The sequence below is a fragment of the Rhizobium sp. M10 genome (genome assembly GCF_002531955.1).
Classification (GTDB): Bacteria; Pseudomonadota; Alphaproteobacteria; order Rhizobiales; family Rhizobiaceae; genus Rhizobium; species Rhizobium etli_C.
Genome location: NZ_NWTA01000004.1, coordinates 37,363 through 58,430, shown reverse-complemented (window position 1 = coordinate 58,430; position 21,068 = coordinate 37,363). Strand labels below are relative to the sequence as shown.

Here is a 21,068-nt window from a genome sequence, read left to right as displayed (position 1 = left end):
TTGCAGGAGTGCTAAATCAGGCGCTTGTAAGGCGGAAGAGAGTTATTAAGTTGATGTGACCATCCTGTCACATTTGCGAGGCGTCCATGGCGTCGGCTTTCTTATCGATCGTCCAGCAAATCATCCGCAAGGGTTCGTTGAAACTTACCCTTGCCAATGGCGACACCCATATGATCGGCGACGGCACCGGAGACATGGTCGTCGCCCGGCTTGCCGATCAGGAGGCCGAGGACGCCATCCGGCGCGACCCGACGATGAAGCTCGGCGAAATGTACATGCAGGGCCGGTTCATTCTCGAACAGGGCAACATCTATGATTTCCTGTCGCTGGTGAAACAGAATACCACCAACGAGATCTTCGATTTCAAGATGGCAGCACTGCTCGTCGGCCGCATTGCCTGGCAGCAGTTGAAGAGCCGCCTGCCGGTCAATCGCAACAAGCACAACGTCGCCCATCATTACGATCTGTCGGCCAAGCTCTTTGATCTTTTCCTCGACGAGGATTGGCAATATTCCTGCGGCTATTTCGATCCGCCGGGCATCAGTCTCGATGAGGCGCAGCTCGCCAAGAAACGCCATATCGCCGCCAAGCTCCTGCTCAAGCCCAACCAGCGTATCCTGGAGATCGGCTCCGGCTGGGGCGGCATGGGCATGTATCTGACGGAGGCGACGGAGGGCGCCGAGTTCACCGGCATTACGCTCAGCGAAGAACAGCTGAAGGTCTCCCGCGCCCGCGCCGAAAAACGCGGCCTTGCCGACCGCGTGCGTTTCGAGCTGCAGGACTATCGCAGCATGACCGGCCAAAAGTTCGACCGCATCGTCTCCGTCGGCATGTTCGAACATGTCGGCATCGGCAATTACGCCAATTTCTTCCGCAAGGTCTCTGATCTCCTCGATTACAATGGCGTCATGGTGCTGCATTCGATCGGCCGTCCGAAGCCGAGTTTCGGCACCAATGCCTTCATCGAGAAGTATATCTTCCCCGGCGGCTATATCCCGTCGGTCGGCGAAGTCGTGCCGCCGCTCGAAAAGGCCGGGCTCTTGGTCAAGGATATCGAAATCCTGCCCATGCATTATGCCTATACGCTGCGCCATTGGCGCGAGCGTTTCGTGGCGCGCAAGGCCGAAGCGGTGGCGCTCTACGACGAGCAGTTCTTCCGCATGTGGGAGTTTTATCTCGCCGGCTCGGAAATGGGCTTCCGCTGGGATGAGCTCTTCATCCTGCAGATCCAGATCGCCAAGAACCAGTTCGCCGTTCCCGACAATCGCAATTACATCGCCGAGAACGAAGCCAGGCTGAAGGAATTCGAGGCGAGACGCGCGCCGCTGGAAAAGGTGACCTTCTGAGCGGCAGCGGCCGGACGCAATGAAAGGACATGCGGATGAGCAGTGCTTTTCCCGAGATCTATCTCGTCCGGCACGGCGAGACCGAATGGAGCCGGTCCGGGCGCCATACCGGACGCAGCGACATTCCGCTGACTGACGTGGGCGAGGCCGCCGCTCGCAAGCTTGCCGAGCGGCTCTCCGGACGCTCCTTTTCCGCCGTCTGGTCTAGCCCGTCCGCGCGCGCCCGCACGACCTGCGCGCTCGCCGGCTTCGGATCGGGCGCGGTGATCCGCGACGATCTCGCCGAATGGGATTACGGCGCCTATGAAGGCATCACAACGAAGGAGATTCTGGCGAAGCGCCCCGGCTGGCAGCTCTTTCGCGACGGCTGCCCGAACGGCGAAACGGCCGCCGACGTCGGCGCCCGCGCCGACGCGGTCGTCCATGCGCTTCGCCAAGTGGGTGCGACCATCCTGATCTTCTCAAGCTCGCATTTCCTGCGCGTGCTCGCCGCCCGCTGGCTCGGCCTGCCGCCGGAGGGCGGCGCGCTTTTCGTGCTGGATACGGCTTCTATCAGCGTGCTCGGTTACGAACACGATCTGACGGAGCCGGTCATCCGCCAGTGGAACCAGCGGTAAGGATGCTGCGGGGTGGGTTTGCGGTGATGTCGGTTCAGGATAATTAAATCGTCGTTGGCGCCGTGCCTGTGGCCCCCTCATCCGACCCTGCGGGCCCTCTTCTCCCCGCTGGGGAGAAGAGGAAGCAAGACGCACCGACACTGCCTAAACGAACCAGCCTAGTCAAAAGCACTTCATCCAATGGGATCGATGACGAGGCAACAATCTCCCTCTTCTCCCCAGCGGGGAGAAGGTGGCCCGAAGGGTCGGATGAGGGGGCCTCACGGCAGGACTTTCATTAGCGCCCTTTGTTCACCGTGGTTAACATTGGCGTAACGACCTCACGATAAATGTAGCCACCGCCGCTCTCCGCGGCTTTGTTTTTGCGTTTTCTGGAGTGCGGACGTGTTTCATCGATCAGTCGTATCGATCTCTTTCCTTATTGCCTTTTCATCCATCGCTCCCGCGGCCGCACAGGATGGCGGCCAGCATTTCTGGTCGGGCGACTGGTATCTAAGCGTCGGCGTCGCCGGCTTTTCCGCCCCGAAATTCGAGGGCGCGTCGCATAATGAATTCAAGTTCAGCCCGCTGATCTCGGTCGGCCGGCAGGGCGCCGGCCCGCGCTTTTCCTCGCGCAACGACAATCCCTCCTTCGCCCTGATCGACAAGGGCGCCTTCCGCGCCGGCATCGTCGGCAGGTTCGTGCCCTCGCGCGATGCTGATGACGATCACGATCTGAAGGGCATGAAAAAGGTCAAGTGGGGTGCCGAGGCCGGCGGCTTCGTCGAGGTCTATCCGACCGATTTCCTCCGCGCCCGCGCCGAAGTCCGCCAGGGCATCCGTTCCCATGACGGCGTCGTCGCCGATCTCGCCGTCGATGCCTTCACCGACATCGCGCCCGACCTGCAACTCTCCGGCGGCCCGCGCGCGACATTTGCGACGAGCGGCTATTACGACGCCTATTACGGCGTCAACGCCAAGCAGGCAGCGGCAAGCGGCCTCGATCCCTACAAACCCTCGTCGGGCATCCAGTCCTACGGCGCCGGCGCGGCCCTGACCTGGAAGGCAACGGAAAACCTCTCGGCAAGCTCCTTCCTCGAATATAAGCGGCTGGCCGGTCCCGCCGCCGACAGCAGCCTGGTGCGCGACCGCGGCTCGAAGAACCAGCTCCTGATCGGCGTCTCGGCGACCTACAAGTTCAATTTCTCGCTGCAGTGAGCCAGCGTCGTCACCCGCAGCGGTTCCGGGATAACGATCTGCATCAACAAAGTACCAAAGTGCCGCGGCGATCGCTTCTTGACCGGATCGCCGGGCCGCCGCTAGATGAGCGGCATGCAAGACTCCGACCATTTTAACGATCGCGTCTCCGACGCGCCTTCCGACAACTGGGTCTACCGGATCCTGCCACCATGGCTCTGGCCCTATGCGCAGCTCGCCCGCTGGGACCGCCCCATCGGCTGGCAGCTGCTGATGTGGCCGTGCTTCTGGTCGGCGACCCTTGCCGCCAATGCGGCGATCGACGAAGGGGTCTATTCCGGCAGCATGCTGGTTTCCCACCTTTTCCTCTATTTCATCGGCGCCGTCGCCATGCGCGGCGCCGGCTGCACCTACAACGATCTCGTCGATCACGAGATCGACATGCAGGTGGCGCGCACCCGTTCGCGCCCGCTTCCTTCCGGCCGCGTCACACGCGCCCACGCGAAAATCTTCATCGGACTGCAGGCGCTGGTCGGGCTTTTCGTGCTCTTGCAGTTCAACTGGTTCACCGTCTTCCTGGGCCTGCTCTCGCTTGGCATCGTCGCACTGTACCCCTACGCCAAACGCTTCACCGACTGGCCGCAATTCTACCTCGGCCTTGCCTTTTCCTGGGGCGCGCTGATGGGCTGGGCCGGCATTCTCGGCGAAATTTCGGTCGCCTCCGTCCTGCTTTATGCCGCCTCCGTCGCCTGGACGATCGGTTACGACACGATCTATGCCCATCAGGACAAGGAGGATGACGAGCTGATCGGCGTCCGCTCCACCGCCCGCCTGTTCGGCGACAGGACAAGGGCGTGGCTGATCGGCCTTTACGGGCTGACGCTGGTGCTGATGTTTGCGGCCTTCGCGCTTGCCGGCGCCAATCTCATCGCGTTTCTGGCGCTGCTCGGCGCGGCCGGCATGTTCGCCTGGCAGATCGTCCGGCTCGATATCGAGGATGCCGCCCAATGCCTGGCGCTCTTCAAGTCGAACAACCGCGTCGGCCTGATCATCTTCTTCGGCCTCTTCATCTCGCTGCTCTTCGCCATTCCCTGAATGGAGCGACGCGAAAAACGACAAAACCCGGCGCCGGCGCCGGGTTTCAAATGCTTGCGAAAATGAAGTGTCGCGATATCGCTCAGTTGCGGGCGATGATTTCCTTGCCTTCGATCCGCATGGCGACGCCGAGCTGGCCGGTGGTGCGGCGCACCAGGAAGCGCGGACGGCGATTGGCGAAGTAGGAATGGCGGCGGCGCGGCTTCAGATCGCCGGTGCGCAGGGCGCCGATATGATCTTCGAGCGGCCGCGCGACGCCGTCAGCCTCGACCATCAGCATCGGAATGCGGAAGGCCTCGGACCAGCTGCGCCAGTCGGCGGCGATATCGCTGAGATCATGGGCGACCAGCAGCGGAATGCAGAGCTCCGGGTCGGCATGGTGGAGTTCGAGCGTGACGGTTACCTCGCCGTCGCCATGGTCGATGGCGCGGGCGGCGACACCCTTGAAGACACGCTTCGGCAGGGCAATGGAGAGCGGCAGGCCGCTGGAGGGAAGGACTTTGCGCAGGACCGCGCCGCGTTCGTCTATGGTGATGCTGACGTCATCCGAACAATCATGGATGGCGTAGCTGACCTGCTGCGGGAAGCGGGACGGATCGAGACGCAGCGTCGTGCCAGCCCAAGCGGGCTTCAAAACGGGATTGTTCATTTCATTCTACCCTTGTCTTACCTGAGAGCCGGTTTGCGGTCTTCTCCTCGGGACTTTTCGTCCTCTATGGCCGACAATAGGCGGGCGCCCTTCCGTACAGCTTAAAAATTGCGGTTAAGAAAACTTTGCCTCCCCTGATGGTTATCAAAACCGAATCCGGCAGGGTTTCCGGAAGGTGAACGGTGTGCCGTCCCGAAATGACGCAACCCAGAGGTAAGTCTCGGGTAAGTTTTGCGTGGCAAAATGGGCTTACCGGCAGTTTGTCGTTCTTTTAGAGATTTTGCCAAAAGGGCGCTTTTGATGATTACGGCTTCCCTCGCTTATTCGATCCTGTCGAAGGATATGACGTCGAGCCTCAACAAGGTTGCGTCGCAGGCGACGGTCAAGAAGGATGCGCAGTACTACGCCGACCATATCAACAAGGTCACCTCGGTCGACGACTTCCTCGGCGACTACAAGCTCTACAGCTATGCGATGAAGGCCTATGGTCTCGAGGATATGACCTACGCCAAGGCCTTCATGAAGAAGGTGCTGGAGAGCGATCTGACCGACCCCGACAGCTACGCCAACAAGCTCTCCGATACGCGCTACCGCGAATTCGCCGCCGCCTTCAATTTCAACGCGCCCGAAAAGGACGTGCAGACGGATGCCCAGGAGGACGAGCTCATCGGCCTCTACAAGCAGTCCTTTGTCGATGCCGACAAGGCTGCGGCTACCGAGAGCACCTATTACAGCAACAATATCGACAGCGTGCAGACGGTCGACGACCTGGTCAACAACACGCGGCTGCGCACCTATGTGCTGAAGACGTTCAAAATCGACCCCACCTATGCATCGAAGGATTTTCTGCGGCAGGTGCTGACGAGCGATCTCAGCGACCCCACGAGCATCGTCAACACGCAGGGCGGCGACAAGTACAAGGCGCTTGCCGCCCAGTTCAGCTTCAATGCCGACGGTACCGTCACCGGCACGGCGCAGACGGCGGCGCAGAAGGCGTCTGTCATCGAGACCTACACGCTGAATTCCCAGTCGGTCATCATCGACAATTCGGTCGGCTCCGATGTCTACTATGTCGGCAAGACGGCCGCCGAATACAACAAGGCCTACTACACCGCCAAGATCGGTACGATCACCAATGTCGACGATCTGGTCGCCGACAGCCGGCTGACCTCCTACATCAAGACAGCCTACAGCATGGGGGCTGACTTCACCGCGGCAGCGCTGCGCACGGTGCTGACCGATCCCAGCTATGCCCAGCTGATGGGCTTTACCAACGTCTACAATGCTTTCAATTTCAAGTCTGACGGTTCGACCTCGAATACGGCGCGCGTCCAGTCGGTTGAGCAGGCGAACCAGTTGAAGTCGGCCGCGTCAAGCACCACCAACTATTATAGCGTGACCTCGCAATCGAGCAGCATCACCAATGTCGACGACCTGCTCGCCGACAGCGTGCTGGCGCGCTACATCAAGGACGCCTATGGCCTCGGCGTGAATTTCAGCAATGCCGAGCTTAAGAACATCCTGACCGACTCGGCCTATGCCGCCGCCCAGGGGAAGGCTGGCCTCAATGCCGATTTCAACTTCAATGCGGATGGCTCGATCAACGGTTCCGTGATCCAGACCGACACGCAGCGTCGGTCGACCACCGACAAGTCGGCGGCGAATGCGACGCACTTCAACAGCATGATCGCCAGTGTTACCAATGTCGACGACATCATGTCCGATCCGATTGCCGTCAGCTATATCAGAAACAGCATGCAGATCGCGGACAGCGTCTCCGATGCGACGTTGAGAACCTTCCTCGTCGATCCTGCGGCGGCCAGCGCCCAGGGCTACAGCGATGTCCACGATCTCTTCAATTTCAAGACGGACGGCTCGGTCGCGACCCTCTATTCCGGGCAGACGGCCGCGCAAAGCGCGAGCACTGCCAGCAAGGCGGATGACGCGGCTGTCTATTACCAGGCGACCATCGCCGGTATTTCCAATGTCGATCAATTGCTGGCTGACCAGAAGCTGAACAATTTCGTCCGCAACGCCTTCGGTATTCCTTCGACCGTCACCGATCTCGCTCTTCGCGATATCCTGACCGATCAGAGCGGCACCGGCACCTATGCCGACGTTGCGGCCGCCTTCAATTTCAAGGCGGACGGCACGCTCGAAGACGGCATGCCGGCGCAAACGGACAGCCAGGTCACCAACATCAAAATTGCCGCCACAGCGCGTACGAACGACTATTCCGCCAGGATGGGGACGATCGCCAATGTCGATGATCTCATCGCCGATCCGGCCATCACCAATTTCCTGAAAAGCACCTACAATCTGCCGTTCAACATCTCGGACGCCGACCTGAGGAGCATCCTCACCGATTCGACGGCGGCCGCCGCAGCCGGCTACGCCGATCTCAATGCCGATTTCAACTTTGCTGCCGATGGCTCGCTTCCAGCCGTCAGCTCGGTGCAGACCGCCGCTCAGGCGCAGACCACCAATGACAATTATATGGCGCGCTATGACGACGAGCGCGACGAGGCCATCGCCGAGGTCGCCTCCAACTACAAGAGCATGATGGCCGACAGCACCAGCCTGCTCGATTTCTCCGAGATCACGAGCGTCAACGATTTTCTGCGCACCAATTCTTCGGCCGACTTCAAGAAGAGCAACGACAATCTGCCGGATCCCTTTCATGTGGCGCTGCAGGCCTTCGGCCTGAACGACCAGGAGGTGTCGCGCTCGATGATGCGCAAGATCCTGACGAGCGATGCCTATGATCCGGACGGCTATATCGCCTCGCTGAAGGATGAACGCATCACCAATCTCGCCAGGGCCTTCAACTTCGGCCCGGACGGCAAGGCGGCGTCACCCTTCCAGGCGCTGCCCGACGCGACCATGGCCAAATACGCCACCGACTACAAAGCGCATATGACCATGCTGCTGAAGGCGGGCCCGGTAAAGGACAAGGCGGCGAAGGACGCGACGGCCGAGGTGGATTATTTCGCCAAGACCATGGCCAAGGTGAAGTCGCTCGACGATTTCCTGGACGACAGCCGTCTGACCGATCTGGTGCTGAAGGCGAACAACCTCGACCCGGAGGATTACGACAAGGCGACGCTGAAGAAGATCTTCACCTCCGACCCCGACGACAAGAAGAGCTACCTCAACAGCAAGGCCGATGCCCGCTTCAAGGATATCGTCGCCGCCTTCAACTTCGACAAGGACGGCAATCTGACCCGCGCCAAGATCGGCACGATCCAGAACAAGGCGGCCGAGGAGAACACCCAGGAGCTCTATGTCAAGCAGACGCTGGAAGCCCAGCAAGGCGAAACCAACGACGGCGTCCGCCTGGCGCTCTATTTCAGCCGCAAGGCCTCCAGCATCACCTCGATCTTTTCGATCCTCGGCGACAAGGCTCTCTATCAGGTGATCACGACGGCCTATAGCCTGCCGTCGCAGATCTCCGGCATGGACGTCACCAAGCAAGCCGATCTGATCAACCGCTTCGTCAAGCTCGAGGATCTCCAGGATCCGAAGAAGGTCGACAAGCTGTTGCGCCGCTTCACCGCGATGTACGATGTTCAGAACAGCGCCCAGCAATCGCCGGCCCTGCAGATCCTGACCGGCGGCGGCTGATAGAAGTCCTAATTGCTCTTCAGTTTCAATGATTTGCCCCTCACGCTAACCCCTGCAGACGGGGGTTCGAAGGACGGGTCGAGACGCGTGGCTCGGCCCCGGTCGGTGCCGGCAGGCGGATGAGGGGCTGCCCCCCGTCACCTTCAAACGTCGAGACTGACGACTTTTCCCGGATTCATGATATTGGCCGGATCGAAAGCGCGTTTGATGCGGCGCATCAGCTCGATCTCGATCGCCGGACGGATCGCCGCCAGCTCGTCGCGTTTCAACTGGCCGATGCCATGTTCGGCCGAGATCGAACCGCCATGGGCGAGCACCAGCCCGTGCACGATGTGGTTCATTTCGCGCCAGCGGGCGATGAAGGCCGCCTTGTCGGCGCCGACCGGCTGGGAAATATTGTAATGGATATTGCCGTCGCCCATATGGCCGAAGGCGCAAATGCGGGCTCCGGGCATCGCCGCCATGACGGCCTCTTCAGCCTCGGCGATGAAATGCGGGATCCTCGACACCGGCACGGACACGTCGTGCTTGATCGATCCGCCTTCCGGCTTCTGGGCATCCGACATGCTCTCGCGCATATGCCAGATGGCTTTCTGCTGGGCCACGGATGAGGCGATCGCCGCATCGAGCACCAGTCCGGCCTCAAAACCCTGTTCGAGCACGCCGTTCATCATCCGCTCCGCCGTCTCGGCCGAATCCGACGTCGAAATATCGATCAGCACGTACCAGGGATAGGCCGCTTCCAGCGGATCGCGCACGCCGTCGATGTGGCGCGTGGTGATCTCGACGCCGAAACGCGGCATCAGCTCGAACCCGGTGAGCGAGGTGCCGCAGAGGCTGGCGGCAAGATTGAAGAGACCAAGCGCGTCCTCGACCGAATTGAGGCCGGCGAATGCCACCTGATGGCCAAGCGGCTGGGGAAACAGCTTCAGCACCGCGCCGGTGATGATGCCGAGCGTGCCTTCGGCGCCGATGAAGAGATCGCGCAGATCGTAGCCGGTATTGTCCTTCTTCAGCCGGCGCAGGCCATCCCAGATCTCGCCGGTCGGCAGCACCACTTCGAGGCCGAGGCAGAGCTGGCGCATATTGCCGTAGGCCAGTACCGCCGTGCCGCCGGCATTGGTGGAGAGATTGCCGCCGATGCGGCAGGAGCCCTCCGAGCCGAGCGACAGCGGAAACAGCCGCCCATGCGCCTCGGCCGCCTTCTGCACATCGGCAAGGATGGCGCCGCCGTCGGCGACCAGCACGTTCGCCACCGGATCGACGTCGCGAATCCTGTTCATGCGCTCCAGCGACAGGACGATATCGGACTGGCCCGCGCGCGGCGTCTGGCCGCCGACGAGGCCGGTATTGCCGGTCTGCGGCACGATTGCGGTTCCGGTCTCGGTGGCGAGCTTCATGATATCAGAGACCTCCTCGACCGAGCCGGGCTTTAAGAGGAGAGGGGAGGAACCGTGATAGAGCCCGCGGTTTTCGACGAGATGCGGCGCAAGGTCGGCCTCACCACGCAGCGCGTATTTGTCGCCGACGATGGCGGCGAAGCGGTCGAGAAGATCGGTGGAAATGCCGGGGCTGCTCATCGGGTCGATCCTCTGTCGCTTCTAAAGCGCGTCGCGATCTTTCAGATTCGCTTATCACGCTTTAGGTCTTTGTTTTTACGCATGTCTTTATCGCAAAACCGCTGCACACTTTTGCGAGACATGCTCTATCAGCTCTATCAGTGGCGCGGGGCGGCAGCCCTTTGCAGGCGGTCGTTGATCGCTTCGCCCAGGCCGTCGTCGGGAATGGGCGAAAAGGCGATGCTCGAGACGCCGCTGGCATCGGCCCGCTTCATGTAGTCGAAAAGATTGGCCGCCGCTTCCGCAAGATCGCCGCGCGGGCTGAGGTCGAGAACGATGCGTGCGTCGCGCGCGCCTTCGACTGCCGCACCGCCGAAGGCGATCAGCGCCTCGCCGGGTTCCACCGCGCGCGCATTGAGACGTACGCTGGCGCCCGGCGCATAATGCGAGGCGAGCATGCCCGGCGCCTCGATGGCCGCCGATGCCTTTTTGGCGCGCAGCAGCGGCCTGCCGGCGATGCGTTCGATCTCGCGCGCCGCCAGGCCGCCGGGCCGAAGCAGCCTCACCCGGTCGCCCTCCACCTTGACGATCGTCGATTCGACGCCGACCGTGCTCGGGCCTGCATCGAGGATCAACGGAATCTTCGCGCCGAGATCGGCCTCGACATGGGCAGCACTCGTCGCGCTGATGGCGCCGGAGGTATTGGCGCTCGGGGCTGCGAGCGGCCGCCCGAAGGCGCCGATCAGGGCGCCGGCGAAACCCTTCGGCACGCGCACGCCGACGCTGTCGAGACCGGCGGTCGCCAGCGAATGGATCGGGCTTTCGGCCTTGAGCGGCAGCACGAGCGTCAGCGGACCGGGCCAGAAGGCTTCGGCGAGCGCTCGCGACACCGGATCGAACTCGGCATGATGTTCGGCCATGGCAAGGTCGGCCATGTGACAGATCAGCGGATTGAAGCGCGGCCGGCCCTTCGTTTCGTAGATGCGGGTGATGGCGGCGGGGTTGGTGGCGTCGGCCGCAAGGCCGTAGACGGTCTCGGTCGGCATGGCGATGGCGAAGCCGTCGGCAAGAGCGGCTGAGGCCGCTTCGAGCGCCGCCTGCCTGTCTGCCTCTATGTCGATGATGCGTGCCATGTGCTGCCCGGATTGATCCCGGCAGTCATTAGGCTTTCCGTCGCCGCCGATCAATCGCTGTTATAGCTGCCGGATGATTTCGCGCAGCTGTTCGTTGCGGGCACCGAGCAGCAGGACGTTGCGGATCGCCGCCTGGGGGTCGTGGGTGCGGAAGAGCAACCCATTGCCGCGTACCGACCGGTCGATGGTCATCCTTTCGGAGGAAACCTCGCCCGGTTTTATCGCGACGGCGAAATACATGCGGGAATAGCCGACGTCGATGCGCTGGAAGAAATTGTCATTGTCGCCGATGTCGGAATAGAAATTGGCAATATAAAAGGCCCAGCTCACCTCGTCATAATGGGCAAACTTCGTGCGCGCGGCCGTGACATGGCAATAGCCGAGATGCGGGCTGTCCTCCAGCGTCCGGTGGAAGACCATCTTCGGAAACTGGATCGAGTGGTGAAAGCCGTTGATGTGCTGATGCGTTTTTTCGCCGGCCACCTGCAGCTTGCGGCCGGTCTTTGCCGCGACCTCGTCATGGGTGAGGTAGCGCTTTTCCTCTGCCAGCCAGTGCCGCCGTTCGCGCGGGATGCGGCCGGTGCGCAGGAATTCGGAATGGGCGGCAATCGGCTGCCGCTCCCGCAATCTGCTGGTGTCCTTCGCATCGAAATAGCGGAGTCTGGCCATGGTTCGCGTTCTTCGGTCGGTCTGATTCATCGCAAGGATAGGGTCCTATGCTTAAGGCGGTGTTAACGCGGTTCCGGCTGCGCCACGGCTGCCGGCAGGTGTGAAAAGATGTCGCAAATGCGACGGTGATCGGCATCCGGCAGCCGACCTCTCTGCGAAACGGGGCTTTACGCCATGTCGCAATTGACGATAATTGCCTGGAGAGTCGGCGATGCGATCGAGCGGGGCGGGCCGTCACGGCCTTGCCGCATCCTGTCGTCAATTTCGAAGCCGATGTCGCATTGCAACCAAGCAGCAGGCGGGCTCGGTGATTAAATGACGCCATGAACAATTCTCCAAGAGGAGAAGGAAGCGGGCGCGCTTCCGCGGTTTTTCCCGCTTAACGGCGGCAGCCGGATGCACGAGGATATGAAGATGGATATTCGCAGCAACGTTTTGCGTCAGCTCAAGAACCGCCGTGAGGGCTTCAGCCTCGAGCAGCCGTTCTATATCGACGAGGATTATTTCCAGCTCGACATGGAGATGATCTATTATCGCGACTGGCTGTTCATGGGCCATGATTGCGAGCTGCCGAAGCCGGGAGCCTATTTCACCGTTCAGATCGGCCGCTATCCCGTCGTCATCGTGCGCGGCCGCGACAATGTCATCCGCGCCTTCCACAATAGCTGTCGCCATCGCGGCTCGCGCGTCTGCACCAAGGAGCGCGGCTCCTCCGTGCGTCTCGTCTGCCCCTATCATCAGTGGACCTATGATCTCGACGGCAAGCTCGCCTTCGCCCGCCATATGGGCGATGATTTCGACAAGACCGGCTTCAACCTGAAGCCCGTCCATTGCGAAAGCGTGGCCGGCTATATCTTCATCTGCCTCGCCGACACCGCCCCGGATTTCCAGACGGTGCGCGACAAGGTCGAGCCCTATATGGCGCCGCATCGGATCGGCGAGACCAAGGTCGCCTTCCAGAGCACGATCATCGAGAAGGGCAACTGGAAACTCGTCTGGGAAAACAACCGCGAATGCTATCACTGCGCCGCCAATCACCCGGAGCTCTGCCGCACCTATCCTGAAGCGCCGAGCGTCACCGGCACCGATGGCGGCGCCGACGATCCCGAAATCGCCGGCCATTGGGCGCGCTGCGAGGCCGCCGGCCTGCCGAGCAAGTTCCAGATTTCCCCGGACGGTCAGTTCCGCACCGCCCGCATGCCGTTGATCGAGGATGCCGAGAGCTACACCATGTCCGGCAAGCCGGCCGTCAAGCGCCGGATCGCCGACGATATCTCGATCAGCCATATCGGCACCATGCTGCTCTTCCACTATCCGACGACCTGGAACCACCTGCTCGGCGACCATGCCATCTCCTTCCGCGTGCTGCCGCTCAGCGCCAACGAGACGGCGGTGACGACCAAGTGGCTCGTCCATAAGGACGCGGTCGAGGGCGTGGATTACAATCTCGAGGAACTGACGCATGTCTGGACCGAGACCAACGATCAGGATCGCCGCATCGTCGAAGAGAATGCCTTCGGCATCCACTCGCCCGCCTACGAGCCCGGCCCCTATTCTTCCCTGCACGAGGGCGGCGTCATGCAGTTCCTCGAATGGTATTCGAACTTCATGGTGAACCGGCTGCAGGGCGACCAGGCGAAGATCTCCGCCGTCGCCTGATGCATGTCGCCCGCAACTAAGGCGGGTTCAGGTCGACCGATCCAAAACAGAAAAGCAGCCGGTCGCCGGCTGCTTTTGGAACCATTCAGCCACGAACGCGTTGCGTGGCAGGCGGTGATCGCCGTTGAATGGGAGAGAGGTAATGATCGGGCTGAAAAGCAAAATCGCGACTGCAATTCTCACTGCCGCCGTCGTGCTGACGGGCTTTGCCCCGTCGCAGGCAATCCAGATGCCGACCGCCCCGCAGGTGGAGAAATCCTCCGCCGTCGAGGAGGTCCAATATCGCCGTTACTATCGCCGCGACTATTACCGGCCCGGCTATCGCCCCGGCGCCTATTACCGCCCCGGCTGGTACGGCGGCTATCGCGGCTACAGCTATTACCGCCCGGGCTATCGCCGCTATAACGGCTACTGGTACCCGCTCGCCGCCTTCGGCGCCGGCGCAGTCATTGCCGCCCCGCGCTACGTTGCGCCCGCGCCGCGCTATGGCTCGGCGCATGTCGCCTGGTGCGCCAACCGCTACCGTTCCTATCGGGCCTACGACAACACGTTTCAGCCCTATAACGGCCCACGCCAGCAGTGCTATTCGCCTTATTGAGGTGAGGTAGGGGACGTGCGACGCGAGTTGCTTGGGCGCAGGAGTTGGCCGGAACCTCACCCCGCTCTCCGGATGACGGAGGGTGGGGGAAGCTCTGCGCCTAATACGTCGCCCACGAAAACTCAGTGAACGGCTGTTATCACCGACATGCCAGCTTCGTCGGCGGCACGGATAAGCGCTGCTCGCGCGTCCTGCGCCGGAATTTCTCCATGAATTGCATCCCGGCATGCCCTGATCGCAATAAGATATTCGTCTCCATCGTCGACCGGCCAGCCAACCGTCAGCATCTCGGCTGCCTGTACAAGGCTTGCAACAAGCTTGTATTTTTCCGGCCCACTCACGACGAGCATCAGAGGGGCAAATTCTTCGGATGTGCACCACTTCATGACATTAGGTCTCCCCACGGTAAATATATTAGTAACCGTGCAAGAACCGTTCCGGACGAGTGGCTGCATGAACCAGCCGATCATCCGAGCGTCGTTCGATGGGGCGGCCAGCCAGCAGGGCGGGCTATTCGCCTTAATTGATGGCCCGAAAGCTGCCCCTCACCCTAGCCCTCTCCCCGTAAAGACGGGGCGAGGGGACGTGCCTTACGAGACGCTGGAGAGGGACGGAGAGGTTGCGGCTATCCCCCCTTCGCCCCGCAAGCGGGGAGAAGGTGCCGGCAGGCGGATGAGGGGCAGCGCGACACACCCCACCCGCACATTCAAAGAATATTCACCCGCCGCAGCAGCCACCAGGCGAATGCGATCGAGGCGATGATGATGATGAAGGCGTATTCCGTGCCGTAGTCGCCGACGGCGAAGGGCAGGTTGGCGGTGTTCATGCCGAAAAAGCCAGTCACCAGCGTCGGCGGCAGCAGGAAGGCGGTCATGATCGACAGCAGATAGAGGTGGCGGTTGGTTTCGGAGGATTGTTTCGAATCGATTTCTTCGTGCAGCAGGCGCGCCCGATCCTGCAGCGCATAGATATCGTGGTCGACCGTCTCCAGCCGGCTCGTCAGCCGCCGCGCCACGTCGTCGAAGCCGAAGGGCATCTCGTCTTCATCGGCCGCCGCCGCCCGGCGCATCAGCGCCAACACCGTGCGCAGATGGCGATGCAGCCGCACCACGGTTCGCCTGACCGGCGCCAGCCGGCGGCGCTCGTCGCGCGGGGCGTTGTCGTAGACGATATCCTCGATCTGGTTCAGCTCTTCGGTGAGTTCGATGACGATGGCGATCAGCGTACGCTGAAACTCGATCACCAGCAGTTCGAAGAGATCGACCGGCCGCGCAAATTTGCCCGGATTCTTCTCGATCAGCCCGCGCGCCCGCTCGACGCTGCGCAGCGGCTGCAGCCGCGTGGTGATGATGAAGCGGTCGGACATGGCGAAATGCAGCCAGCCGAGATTGTTGGTGTCCTGGGCGAAATCACGCTGGCAGTCGACGAGCGTGCCGTAGAGCATCTGTTCGTCGACGGTGATCGCCGCATGGGTGTCATGCGTCGTCAGCGCCGATTTGGCGTCCTCGGTCAGCCCGTCGAGCGTCTCGAGCAAGGCCGGCACGCGGGCGTCGACCAGGTTGAGATGCAGCCAGTAGAAACAGTTGTCGGCGGTCAGCTCCGCCACCGTCGCGCTGTTGTTCAGCCGTACCGCCGTCTTGTCATCCGGCGAGAAACGATAGGCCCAGACGAAACCGGGGATGTTGACGGGCAATGTATCCATTGTTCGCCGGTCCTTTGCGAAGGCGATGTCATTCTAGAAATTCTCCATGACGTCCATTTGTGCAACTGTGCAAGAGCAAACCGCCATGTCGGGGAAACTATCGCACGGCGGGCCGGGAAATCGAAATTGACGTTTACGTAAAAATCAATTAGCCCTTGCCTCGGAGGGGCTTTGCGCGAGGTGCAGGCCGGTCCCATGGAGGAGAAAGCATGTATAAGGCGCCCGTCGAGGAAATCGCGTTCACGTTGAAGCATGTAGCGGATATGGGGGAGGCGCTGTCGAACGGTCTGTTCGGCGATCTCGGCGACGATCTGGTCGACGCCATCCTCTCCGAGGCGGGTCGTTTTGCCACAGAGGAGGTGGCGCCGCTTGCCGACATCGGCGACCGCCAGGGCGCCCGCCTCATCGATGGCGACGTCAGGTTGCCGGATGGCTGGCGCGATCTCTACCGCAACTGGATCGCCGGCGGCTGGAACGGCCTGACGGCGCCCGAAGCCTTCGGCGGCCAGGCCCTGCCCGACATGCTGAATGTTGCGGCGCTGGAAATGTGGAACTCCGGCTCCATGGCCTTTGCGCTCGCCCCGACGCTGACGATGGGCGCCATCGAGGCGGTCAGCGCCCATGGCAGCGCTGCGCTGAAAGAGACATATCTGGCAAAGATGGTGTCCGGCGAATGGACCGGCACGATGAACCTGACGGAGCCGCATGCCGGCTCCGATCTCGGCGTGCTGAAGGCCCGCGCCGAGCGGCGCGCCGACGGCAGCTATCGCATCTTTGGCCAGAAGATCTTCATCACCTGGGGCGAGCACGACGCGGCCGACAATATCATCCACCTGGTGCTGGCCCGGCTGCCGGATGCGCCGGCCGGCACACGCGGCATCTCGCTCTTTCTCGTGCCGAAATTCCTGGTGAACGACGACGGTTCGCTTGGTGCCCGCAACGATCTCTTCTGCCATTCGCTGGAACACAAGCTCGGCATCCACGGTTCGCCGACCTGCACGATGATCTACGGCGACGGCCGGTTCGGCGGCGAAAAGGGTGCGATCGGCTGGCTGGTCGGCGAGGAGAACAAGGGGCTCGCCTGCATGTTCACGATGATGAACAATGCGCGTCTCGCCGTCGGCATGCAGGGTGTGGCGATCGCAGAGGCGGCCACCCAGAAGGCGCTCGCTTATGCCAGGGAACGCACGCAGGGCAGGGCGCCGGGTTCGACCGGCGCCGGCATGAGCCCGATCGTCGAACATCCCGACGTTGCCCGTATGCTTCTCACCATGAAGGCGCTGACCCAGGGTTCGCGCGCCATCTCCTATGCCTGCGCCCATGCGCTCGACATGTCGCGCCGGGCAGGCGATAGCCGCCACTGGCAGGAGCGCGCCGCGCTTTTGACGCCGATCGCCAAGTCGTTTTCAACCGATGCCGGCGTTGAGGTCGCCTCGCTCGGCATTCAGGTGCATGGCGGCATGGGCTTCATCGAGGAGACCGGCGCGGCGCGTTATCTGCGTGATGCCCGCATCGCCCCGATCTATGAGGGCACCAACGGCATCCAGGCGATCGACCTCGTCACCCGCAAGCTGCCGCTTTCCGGCGGCGATCAGGTCATGGGCTTCATAGCCGAATTGAAGGCGATCGCCGAGGCTGTCGGCCGCTCCAATCTCGACGGTTTCGGCGAGACTGCCGCCAGACTCGGTGCCGCGATTTCAGATCTCGAAGAGACGACCGCCTGGCTTCTGGCAGCACTTGCCGATGGGAGGGCCGCCGAGGCGCTTTCCGGCGCCACTCCCTATCAGCGCCTGTTCGGCCTCGTGCTCACCGGCTGTTATCTCGCCAAGGGTGCTCTGGCCGAAAGCGGCGACGGCAAAGGCGAGGGCCGCATCGCGCTCTGCCGCTTCGCCGCCGAAAACCTGCTTGCCGAGACCGCGGCCCTTCGCGATCGGGTCGTCAACGGCGCGGCAAGCCTCGCCGCCGCCCGCATCCTGCTTGCCTGAGGAGATCCCCATGACACCTGAGGAAAACCTAATGACCGACCACATCATCATCGAGCGGTCTTCCGCTCATCCCGGCGTTCAGCTCATTCGCTTCAACCGGCCGGAAAAGAAGAACGCCTTCACACGGGCGATGTATCGCACCATGGCCGATGCGCTCACCGCCGCCAATGCGGACGCGAATATCAGAGTGACGGTCTTTCTCGGCACCGAAGGCAGCTTCTCGGCCGGCAACGACATCGGCGATTTTCTTGCCACTGCCATGGGCGGCAGCATGGGAGACGAGCTGATCGATTTCCTCTACGCGCTCGCCAGATCCGAAAAGCCGCTGGTGTCAGGGGTCGACGGCCTGGCGATCGGCATCGGCACCACCCTCAACCTGCACTGCGACCTGACGATCGCCTCCGACCGCAGCCAGTTCCGCACGCCTTTCGTCGATCTGGCTTTGGTGCCGGAAGCGGCTTCCAGCCTGATCGCGCCGCGTGTGATGGGCCACCAGCGCGCCTTTGCCATGCTGGCCGCCGGCGAGGCCTTCAGCGCCGAGGAAGCCCGCGAGGCCGGCCTCATCTGGAAGGTAACGACGCCGGGCGAGGTGGAGAATGCGGCGCTTGCCGCGGCTGCGAAACTCGCCGCCAAGCCACCGGAAGCCTTGAAGATCGCCCGCGATCTCATTTGCGGCTCCCGGGAGGAGGTCATCGCCCGCATCGACGTCGAGGCCCGTCATTTCGCCGCGCGCCTGAAAAGCGCCGAAGCCCGGGCGGCCTTCGAAGCCTTCATGCGCCGCTGAACGGCGGCCTGGGGGCAAACGGGGTACCGATTAGACCACCGGCACGTTGAAGACCTCTCCGGCCCTGAGCGGCCGGAACCGGTCCGGAGAAATATCGTGCTCTCGCATCGCGTCTTGCAATGCTCTTACCGGCGCATCGACCGCCTCGTTCGTCAGTTGGAACGTGGCGAAGTGATGCCCGGCCACATAGGCCGCATTTGCCAACTTCATCCCCATCACCGCCTCCTCAGGATTCTGGTGCTGCCCTTTCATGAACCATCGCGGCTCATAGGCGCCGAAGGGTAAAATCGCCAGGCGAAAGCCGCCATGCTTCCGCTGTACCGCTTTGTAATTGATGCCGTGGTGAAAGCCCGTATCGCCGACGTGATAGATCTTGCCGGCGGGCGTCGACAAGACGAACGAAGCCCAGAGCGCCATCCGGCGATCGGCGCCGCCCCGGGCGGACCAATGATGGGCCGGCTCCGCATCGATGCTTATTCCGGCGTGCGAGATGCGCTCGCCCCAGTCCATCGATGTCGTCTGCAGATCGGGCACGGCGCGGCGGATGATCGTGTCATTGCCGAGCGGCGTCACGACACGCGGCCGATGCTTCGCATGCAAGCGTTTGAGCGTCGCGATATCGAGATGATCATAATGATTGTGCGATACCAGCACGAGATCGATCGGCGGCAAATCATCGAATGCGATGCCCGGTTGGACGACGCGTCTGGGGCCGGCAAAGGTGAAGGGGCTGACCCGCTCCGACCACACCGGATCGGTGAGAATATTGAGCCCGGCGACCTGCACCAGCATGGTTGCATGCCCAACCATGGTCACCCGCAGGCCTTCGCCGTCGACGCTTGGATCCGGTTTTGCCGCCGCAAATGGACTTGGGACCGACCGCGGCCAGCGCTCACGGCCGCCGCCGAATTGCCACCGCAAGAGCTCGCGGAAACCAAGCGGCTCGATGCCTTCGGGATTGAAGAAATACGTGCCGTCGAAGTGATCGGACACCGGGCCCGCATAGTAGGGATTGCGTCGTTTGGTCTTGCGCATTCAGAATCGGTTTCCTTGGCCGAGGATAGGATGACTTTAAGCCTGTCGGCTTGAAATCTGAATCCTATCCTCGATTAACGCGTCAGGCCGAAGCAGGAAACTCGTTGACCTTTCGCAGCAGGCTGTCGACCAGCCGTTCCGGCAGGTAACGGCGAAGCGAGCGGACCTGGCGCGACTGCTTGCCGGCGGAATAGCGCAGCTTCGGCTTCTTCGCGGTTGCGGCTTTCACCACCATGTCGGCGACGACCTCAGGCGCATCACCCGTTTCCACCCATTTGCGCATCAGCGCTTCGCTGCGGGCGCGTTCCGAAGCATAGACCGGAAGAGGTTGGTCTGCTCGTGTCAGATTTTCCTCGAAGGATGTTCTGGTGACGCCGGGTTGGACGAGAACAACACGAATGCCGAAGTTGCGCACTTCATGATCGAGCGATTCCGAATAGCCCTCGAGCGCATGTTTGGTCGAGGCATAGAAGGCGTTGTACGGAGCCGGGATGAGGCCGAGGATCGAGCTCATGTTGATGATCCGGCCGCTCTTTTGCTTCCTCATGACCGGCAGTACCGCATTGGCGACGCGCGCCACGCCGAAGACGTTGACGTCGAAAAGCCGCTGGGCCTGGGCGATGGAGGATTCTTCGGCGCCGCCGATGAGGCCGATGCCGGCATTATTGACGACGAGATCAAGCCGGCCGGTTTGCCGGACGACCTCCGCAACAGCCGCCTGCACCGAGGCTTCCTCGGCCACATCACAGATCAGCATCGTTATGCCGGGCCTGTTGGCGGCCGGTTTGCGGCTGGTCCCGAACACGCGGTAGCCGGCCTTCACCAGCGACTCCGCGGTTGCAAGGCCGATGCCTGAGGATGCACCGGTGACCAGTGCAACGCTTCTGTTTCTGTCGGTCATATTGTCAGCTTTCAAAAGAGTGGATCATCGTTGGCCGATCTGTTACTATCTTTTCGATATCGTGTCACTATCGAAAAGATACCTAATGAAAAATAATTCGATTCCGCAATGCCCGGTCGCCCGCGGCCTTCAATCCGTCGGGGATGCGTGGAGCATTCTCGTTTTGCGCGACGCCCATTCGGGCCTCACCCGTTTCGACCAGTTCAGGAAGAGCCTCGGCATCGTGCCGACCATGCTGACCAAGCGTCTCAAGGCGCTGACGGAGGACGGTCTGCTGGAGAAGCGCCTCTATTCCGAACGGCCGCCCCGCGAAGAATATGTCCTCACGGAAGCCGGTCGCGATTTTCTGCCTGTGCTGATGATGATCGGGGCTTGGGCGCACCGCCATTGCGATGGCGAACTCGCCCGCTATGTCGATGTCGAGTCAGGATCGGAGATCGAGCCGATCGCAATCGATGCCGTCACGGGTGCAAAGCTCGGAACGCGGCCAATGCGCATGAGTTTGCAGCGGGAAAGCGAGCCCGGCGATCGATAAC

General features: G+C 61.9%; 18 protein-coding genes. 10 read left to right on the top strand and 8 right to left on the bottom strand.

What is annotated here, in order from left to right:
* Positions 1-86: 86 nt before the first annotated feature.
* The 4 genes from CO671_RS07955 (at position 87) to ubiA (ending at position 4,234) form a co-directional block, all read left to right on the top strand.
* The gene (locus CO671_RS07955; RefSeq protein ID WP_097605485.1) at positions 87-1,346 is read left to right on the top strand and encodes a cyclopropane-fatty-acyl-phospholipid synthase family protein; all 1,260 of its coding nucleotides are present in this window, start codon (positions 87-89) and stop codon (positions 1,344-1,346) included.
* Positions 1,347-1,381: 35 nt separating this feature from the next.
* Entirely contained in the window at positions 1,382-1,963 is a 582-nt protein-coding gene (locus CO671_RS07950) for a histidine phosphatase family protein (protein ID WP_097605730.1), read from the top strand.
* A gap of 384 nt (positions 1,964-2,347) precedes the next feature.
* On the top strand, positions 2,348-3,160 hold the full coding sequence (locus CO671_RS07945; protein ID WP_097605484.1) for a MipA/OmpV family protein: 813 nt from the start codon (positions 2,348-2,350) through the stop codon (positions 3,158-3,160).
* Positions 3,161-3,274: 114 nt separating this feature from the next.
* Positions 3,275-4,234 (top strand): 4-hydroxybenzoate octaprenyltransferase, encoded by a 960-nt coding sequence (ubiA, locus tag CO671_RS07940; RefSeq protein ID WP_097605729.1) that lies wholly within the window; start codon positions 3,275-3,277, stop codon positions 4,232-4,234.
* Between the two features lie 82 nt (positions 4,235-4,316).
* On the opposite strand, the gene CO671_RS07935 is transcribed toward ubiA, so the two are convergent.
* Positions 4,317-4,883, bottom strand: coding sequence for a DUF6101 family protein (locus CO671_RS07935; RefSeq protein ID WP_038687219.1), 567 nt, complete (start codon positions 4,881-4,883; stop codon positions 4,317-4,319).
* Between the two features lie 300 nt (positions 4,884-5,183).
* Here CO671_RS07935 and CO671_RS07930 point away from each other — a divergent pair, with 300 nt between their 5' ends.
* The gene (locus CO671_RS07930) at positions 5,184-8,507 is read left to right on the top strand and encodes a DUF1217 domain-containing protein (protein ID WP_097605483.1); all 3,324 of its coding nucleotides are present in this window, start codon (positions 5,184-5,186) and stop codon (positions 8,505-8,507) included.
* A 143-nt stretch (positions 8,508-8,650) separates the two neighbouring features.
* On the opposite strand, the gene CO671_RS07925 is transcribed toward CO671_RS07930, so the two are convergent.
* From CO671_RS07925 to CO671_RS07915, 3 genes are all read right to left on the bottom strand, one after another.
* A complete protein-coding gene (locus CO671_RS07925; protein WP_097605482.1) occupies positions 8,651-10,087 on the bottom strand; it encodes an FAD-binding oxidoreductase in 1,437 nt (478 codons plus the stop codon).
* 137 nt (positions 10,088-10,224) lie between these two features.
* Positions 10,225-11,199, bottom strand: a complete 975-nt coding sequence (locus tag CO671_RS07920) for an L-threonylcarbamoyladenylate synthase (RefSeq protein WP_097605481.1) — start codon at positions 11,197-11,199, stop codon at positions 10,225-10,227.
* Between the two features lie 60 nt (positions 11,200-11,259).
* On the bottom strand, positions 11,260-11,868 hold the full coding sequence (locus CO671_RS07915) for a DUF6656 family protein (RefSeq protein ID WP_097605480.1): 609 nt from the start codon (positions 11,866-11,868) through the stop codon (positions 11,260-11,262).
* Positions 11,869-12,282: 414 nt separating this feature from the next.
* Here CO671_RS07915 and CO671_RS07905 point away from each other — a divergent pair, with 414 nt between their 5' ends.
* Together CO671_RS07905 and CO671_RS07900 are read left to right on the top strand one after the other, a co-directional pair.
* The gene (locus CO671_RS07905) at positions 12,283-13,527 is read left to right on the top strand and encodes an aromatic ring-hydroxylating dioxygenase subunit alpha (protein ID WP_097605728.1); all 1,245 of its coding nucleotides are present in this window, start codon (positions 12,283-12,285) and stop codon (positions 13,525-13,527) included.
* A 142-nt stretch (positions 13,528-13,669) separates the two neighbouring features.
* On the top strand, positions 13,670-14,125 hold the full coding sequence (locus tag CO671_RS07900; RefSeq protein ID WP_010026411.1) for a BA14K family protein: 456 nt from the start codon (positions 13,670-13,672) through the stop codon (positions 14,123-14,125).
* Positions 14,126-14,247: 122 nt separating this feature from the next.
* On the opposite strand, the gene CO671_RS07895 is transcribed toward CO671_RS07900, so the two are convergent.
* Both CO671_RS07895 and CO671_RS07890 read right to left on the bottom strand, forming a co-directional pair.
* Positions 14,248-14,511 (bottom strand): DUF982 domain-containing protein, encoded by a 264-nt coding sequence (locus CO671_RS07895; protein ID WP_097605479.1) that lies wholly within the window; start codon positions 14,509-14,511, stop codon positions 14,248-14,250.
* A 320-nt stretch (positions 14,512-14,831) separates the two neighbouring features.
* Positions 14,832-15,827, bottom strand: a complete 996-nt coding sequence (locus tag CO671_RS07890; protein ID WP_097579991.1) for a transporter — start codon at positions 15,825-15,827, stop codon at positions 14,832-14,834.
* Between the two features lie 209 nt (positions 15,828-16,036).
* On the opposite strand from CO671_RS07890, the gene CO671_RS07885 reads away from it, so the two are divergent.
* Positions 16,037-17,812 (top strand): acyl-CoA dehydrogenase, encoded by a 1,776-nt coding sequence (locus CO671_RS07885; RefSeq protein ID WP_097605478.1) that lies wholly within the window; start codon positions 16,037-16,039, stop codon positions 17,810-17,812.
* 31 nt (positions 17,813-17,843) lie between these two features.
* Positions 17,844-18,596 (top strand): crotonase/enoyl-CoA hydratase family protein, encoded by a 753-nt coding sequence (locus tag CO671_RS07880; protein ID WP_097605477.1) that lies wholly within the window; start codon positions 17,844-17,846, stop codon positions 18,594-18,596.
* A 30-nt stretch (positions 18,597-18,626) separates the two neighbouring features.
* Here CO671_RS07880 and CO671_RS07875 read toward each other — a convergent pair whose 3' ends face one another.
* Positions 18,627-19,631, bottom strand: coding sequence for an MBL fold metallo-hydrolase (locus CO671_RS07875; RefSeq protein WP_097605476.1), 1,005 nt, complete (start codon positions 19,629-19,631; stop codon positions 18,627-18,629).
* A gap of 82 nt (positions 19,632-19,713) precedes the next feature.
* Positions 19,714-20,532 (bottom strand): oxidoreductase, encoded by an 819-nt coding sequence (locus tag CO671_RS07870; RefSeq protein ID WP_097605475.1) that lies wholly within the window; start codon positions 20,530-20,532, stop codon positions 19,714-19,716.
* A gap of 85 nt (positions 20,533-20,617) precedes the next feature.
* Between CO671_RS07870 and CO671_RS07865 the strand changes: the two genes are divergently transcribed.
* Positions 20,618-21,067: a helix-turn-helix domain-containing protein gene (locus CO671_RS07865; RefSeq protein ID WP_097605474.1), complete on the top strand. Its 450-nt coding sequence runs from the start codon at positions 20,618-20,620 to the stop codon at positions 21,065-21,067.
* The last annotated feature ends 1 nt before the right edge of the window (position 21,068 follow it).

Excerpts from the sequence above, each read along its gene's own strand:
- CO671_RS07955 (WP_097605485.1), top strand. The coding sequence starts at position 87 with ATGGCGTCGGCTTTCTTATCGATCGTCCAGCAAATCATCCGCAAGGGT.
- CO671_RS07950 (WP_097605730.1), top strand. The coding sequence starts at position 1,382 with ATGAGCAGTGCTTTTCCCGAGATCTATCTCGTCCGGCACGGCGAGACC.
- ubiA (WP_097605729.1), top strand. The coding sequence starts at position 3,275 with ATGCAAGACTCCGACCATTTTAACGATCGCGTCTCCGACGCGCCTTCC.
- CO671_RS07935 (WP_038687219.1), bottom strand. The coding sequence starts at position 4,883 with ATGAACAATCCCGTTTTGAAGCCCGCTTGGGCTGGCACGACGCTGCGT.
- CO671_RS07930 (WP_097605483.1), top strand. The coding sequence starts at position 5,184 with ATGATTACGGCTTCCCTCGCTTATTCGATCCTGTCGAAGGATATGACG.
- CO671_RS07925 (WP_097605482.1), bottom strand. The coding sequence starts at position 10,087 with ATGAGCAGCCCCGGCATTTCCACCGATCTTCTCGACCGCTTCGCCGCC.
- CO671_RS07920 (WP_097605481.1), bottom strand. The coding sequence starts at position 11,199 with ATGGCACGCATCATCGACATAGAGGCAGACAGGCAGGCGGCGCTCGAA.
- CO671_RS07915 (WP_097605480.1), bottom strand. The coding sequence starts at position 11,868 with ATGGCCAGACTCCGCTATTTCGATGCGAAGGACACCAGCAGATTGCGG.
- CO671_RS07905 (WP_097605728.1), top strand. The coding sequence starts at position 12,283 with ATGGATATTCGCAGCAACGTTTTGCGTCAGCTCAAGAACCGCCGTGAG.
- CO671_RS07900 (WP_010026411.1), top strand. The coding sequence starts at position 13,670 with ATGATCGGGCTGAAAAGCAAAATCGCGACTGCAATTCTCACTGCCGCC.
- CO671_RS07895 (WP_097605479.1), bottom strand. The coding sequence starts at position 14,511 with ATGAAGTGGTGCACATCCGAAGAATTTGCCCCTCTGATGCTCGTCGTG.
- CO671_RS07890 (WP_097579991.1), bottom strand. The coding sequence starts at position 15,827 with ATGGATACATTGCCCGTCAACATCCCCGGTTTCGTCTGGGCCTATCGT.
- CO671_RS07885 (WP_097605478.1), top strand. The coding sequence starts at position 16,037 with ATGTATAAGGCGCCCGTCGAGGAAATCGCGTTCACGTTGAAGCATGTA.
- CO671_RS07880 (WP_097605477.1), top strand. The coding sequence starts at position 17,844 with ATGACCGACCACATCATCATCGAGCGGTCTTCCGCTCATCCCGGCGTT.
- CO671_RS07875 (WP_097605476.1), bottom strand. The coding sequence starts at position 19,631 with ATGCGCAAGACCAAACGACGCAATCCCTACTATGCGGGCCCGGTGTCC.
- CO671_RS07870 (WP_097605475.1), bottom strand. The coding sequence starts at position 20,532 with ATGACCGACAGAAACAGAAGCGTTGCACTGGTCACCGGTGCATCCTCA.
- CO671_RS07865 (WP_097605474.1), top strand. The coding sequence starts at position 20,618 with ATGAAAAATAATTCGATTCCGCAATGCCCGGTCGCCCGCGGCCTTCAA.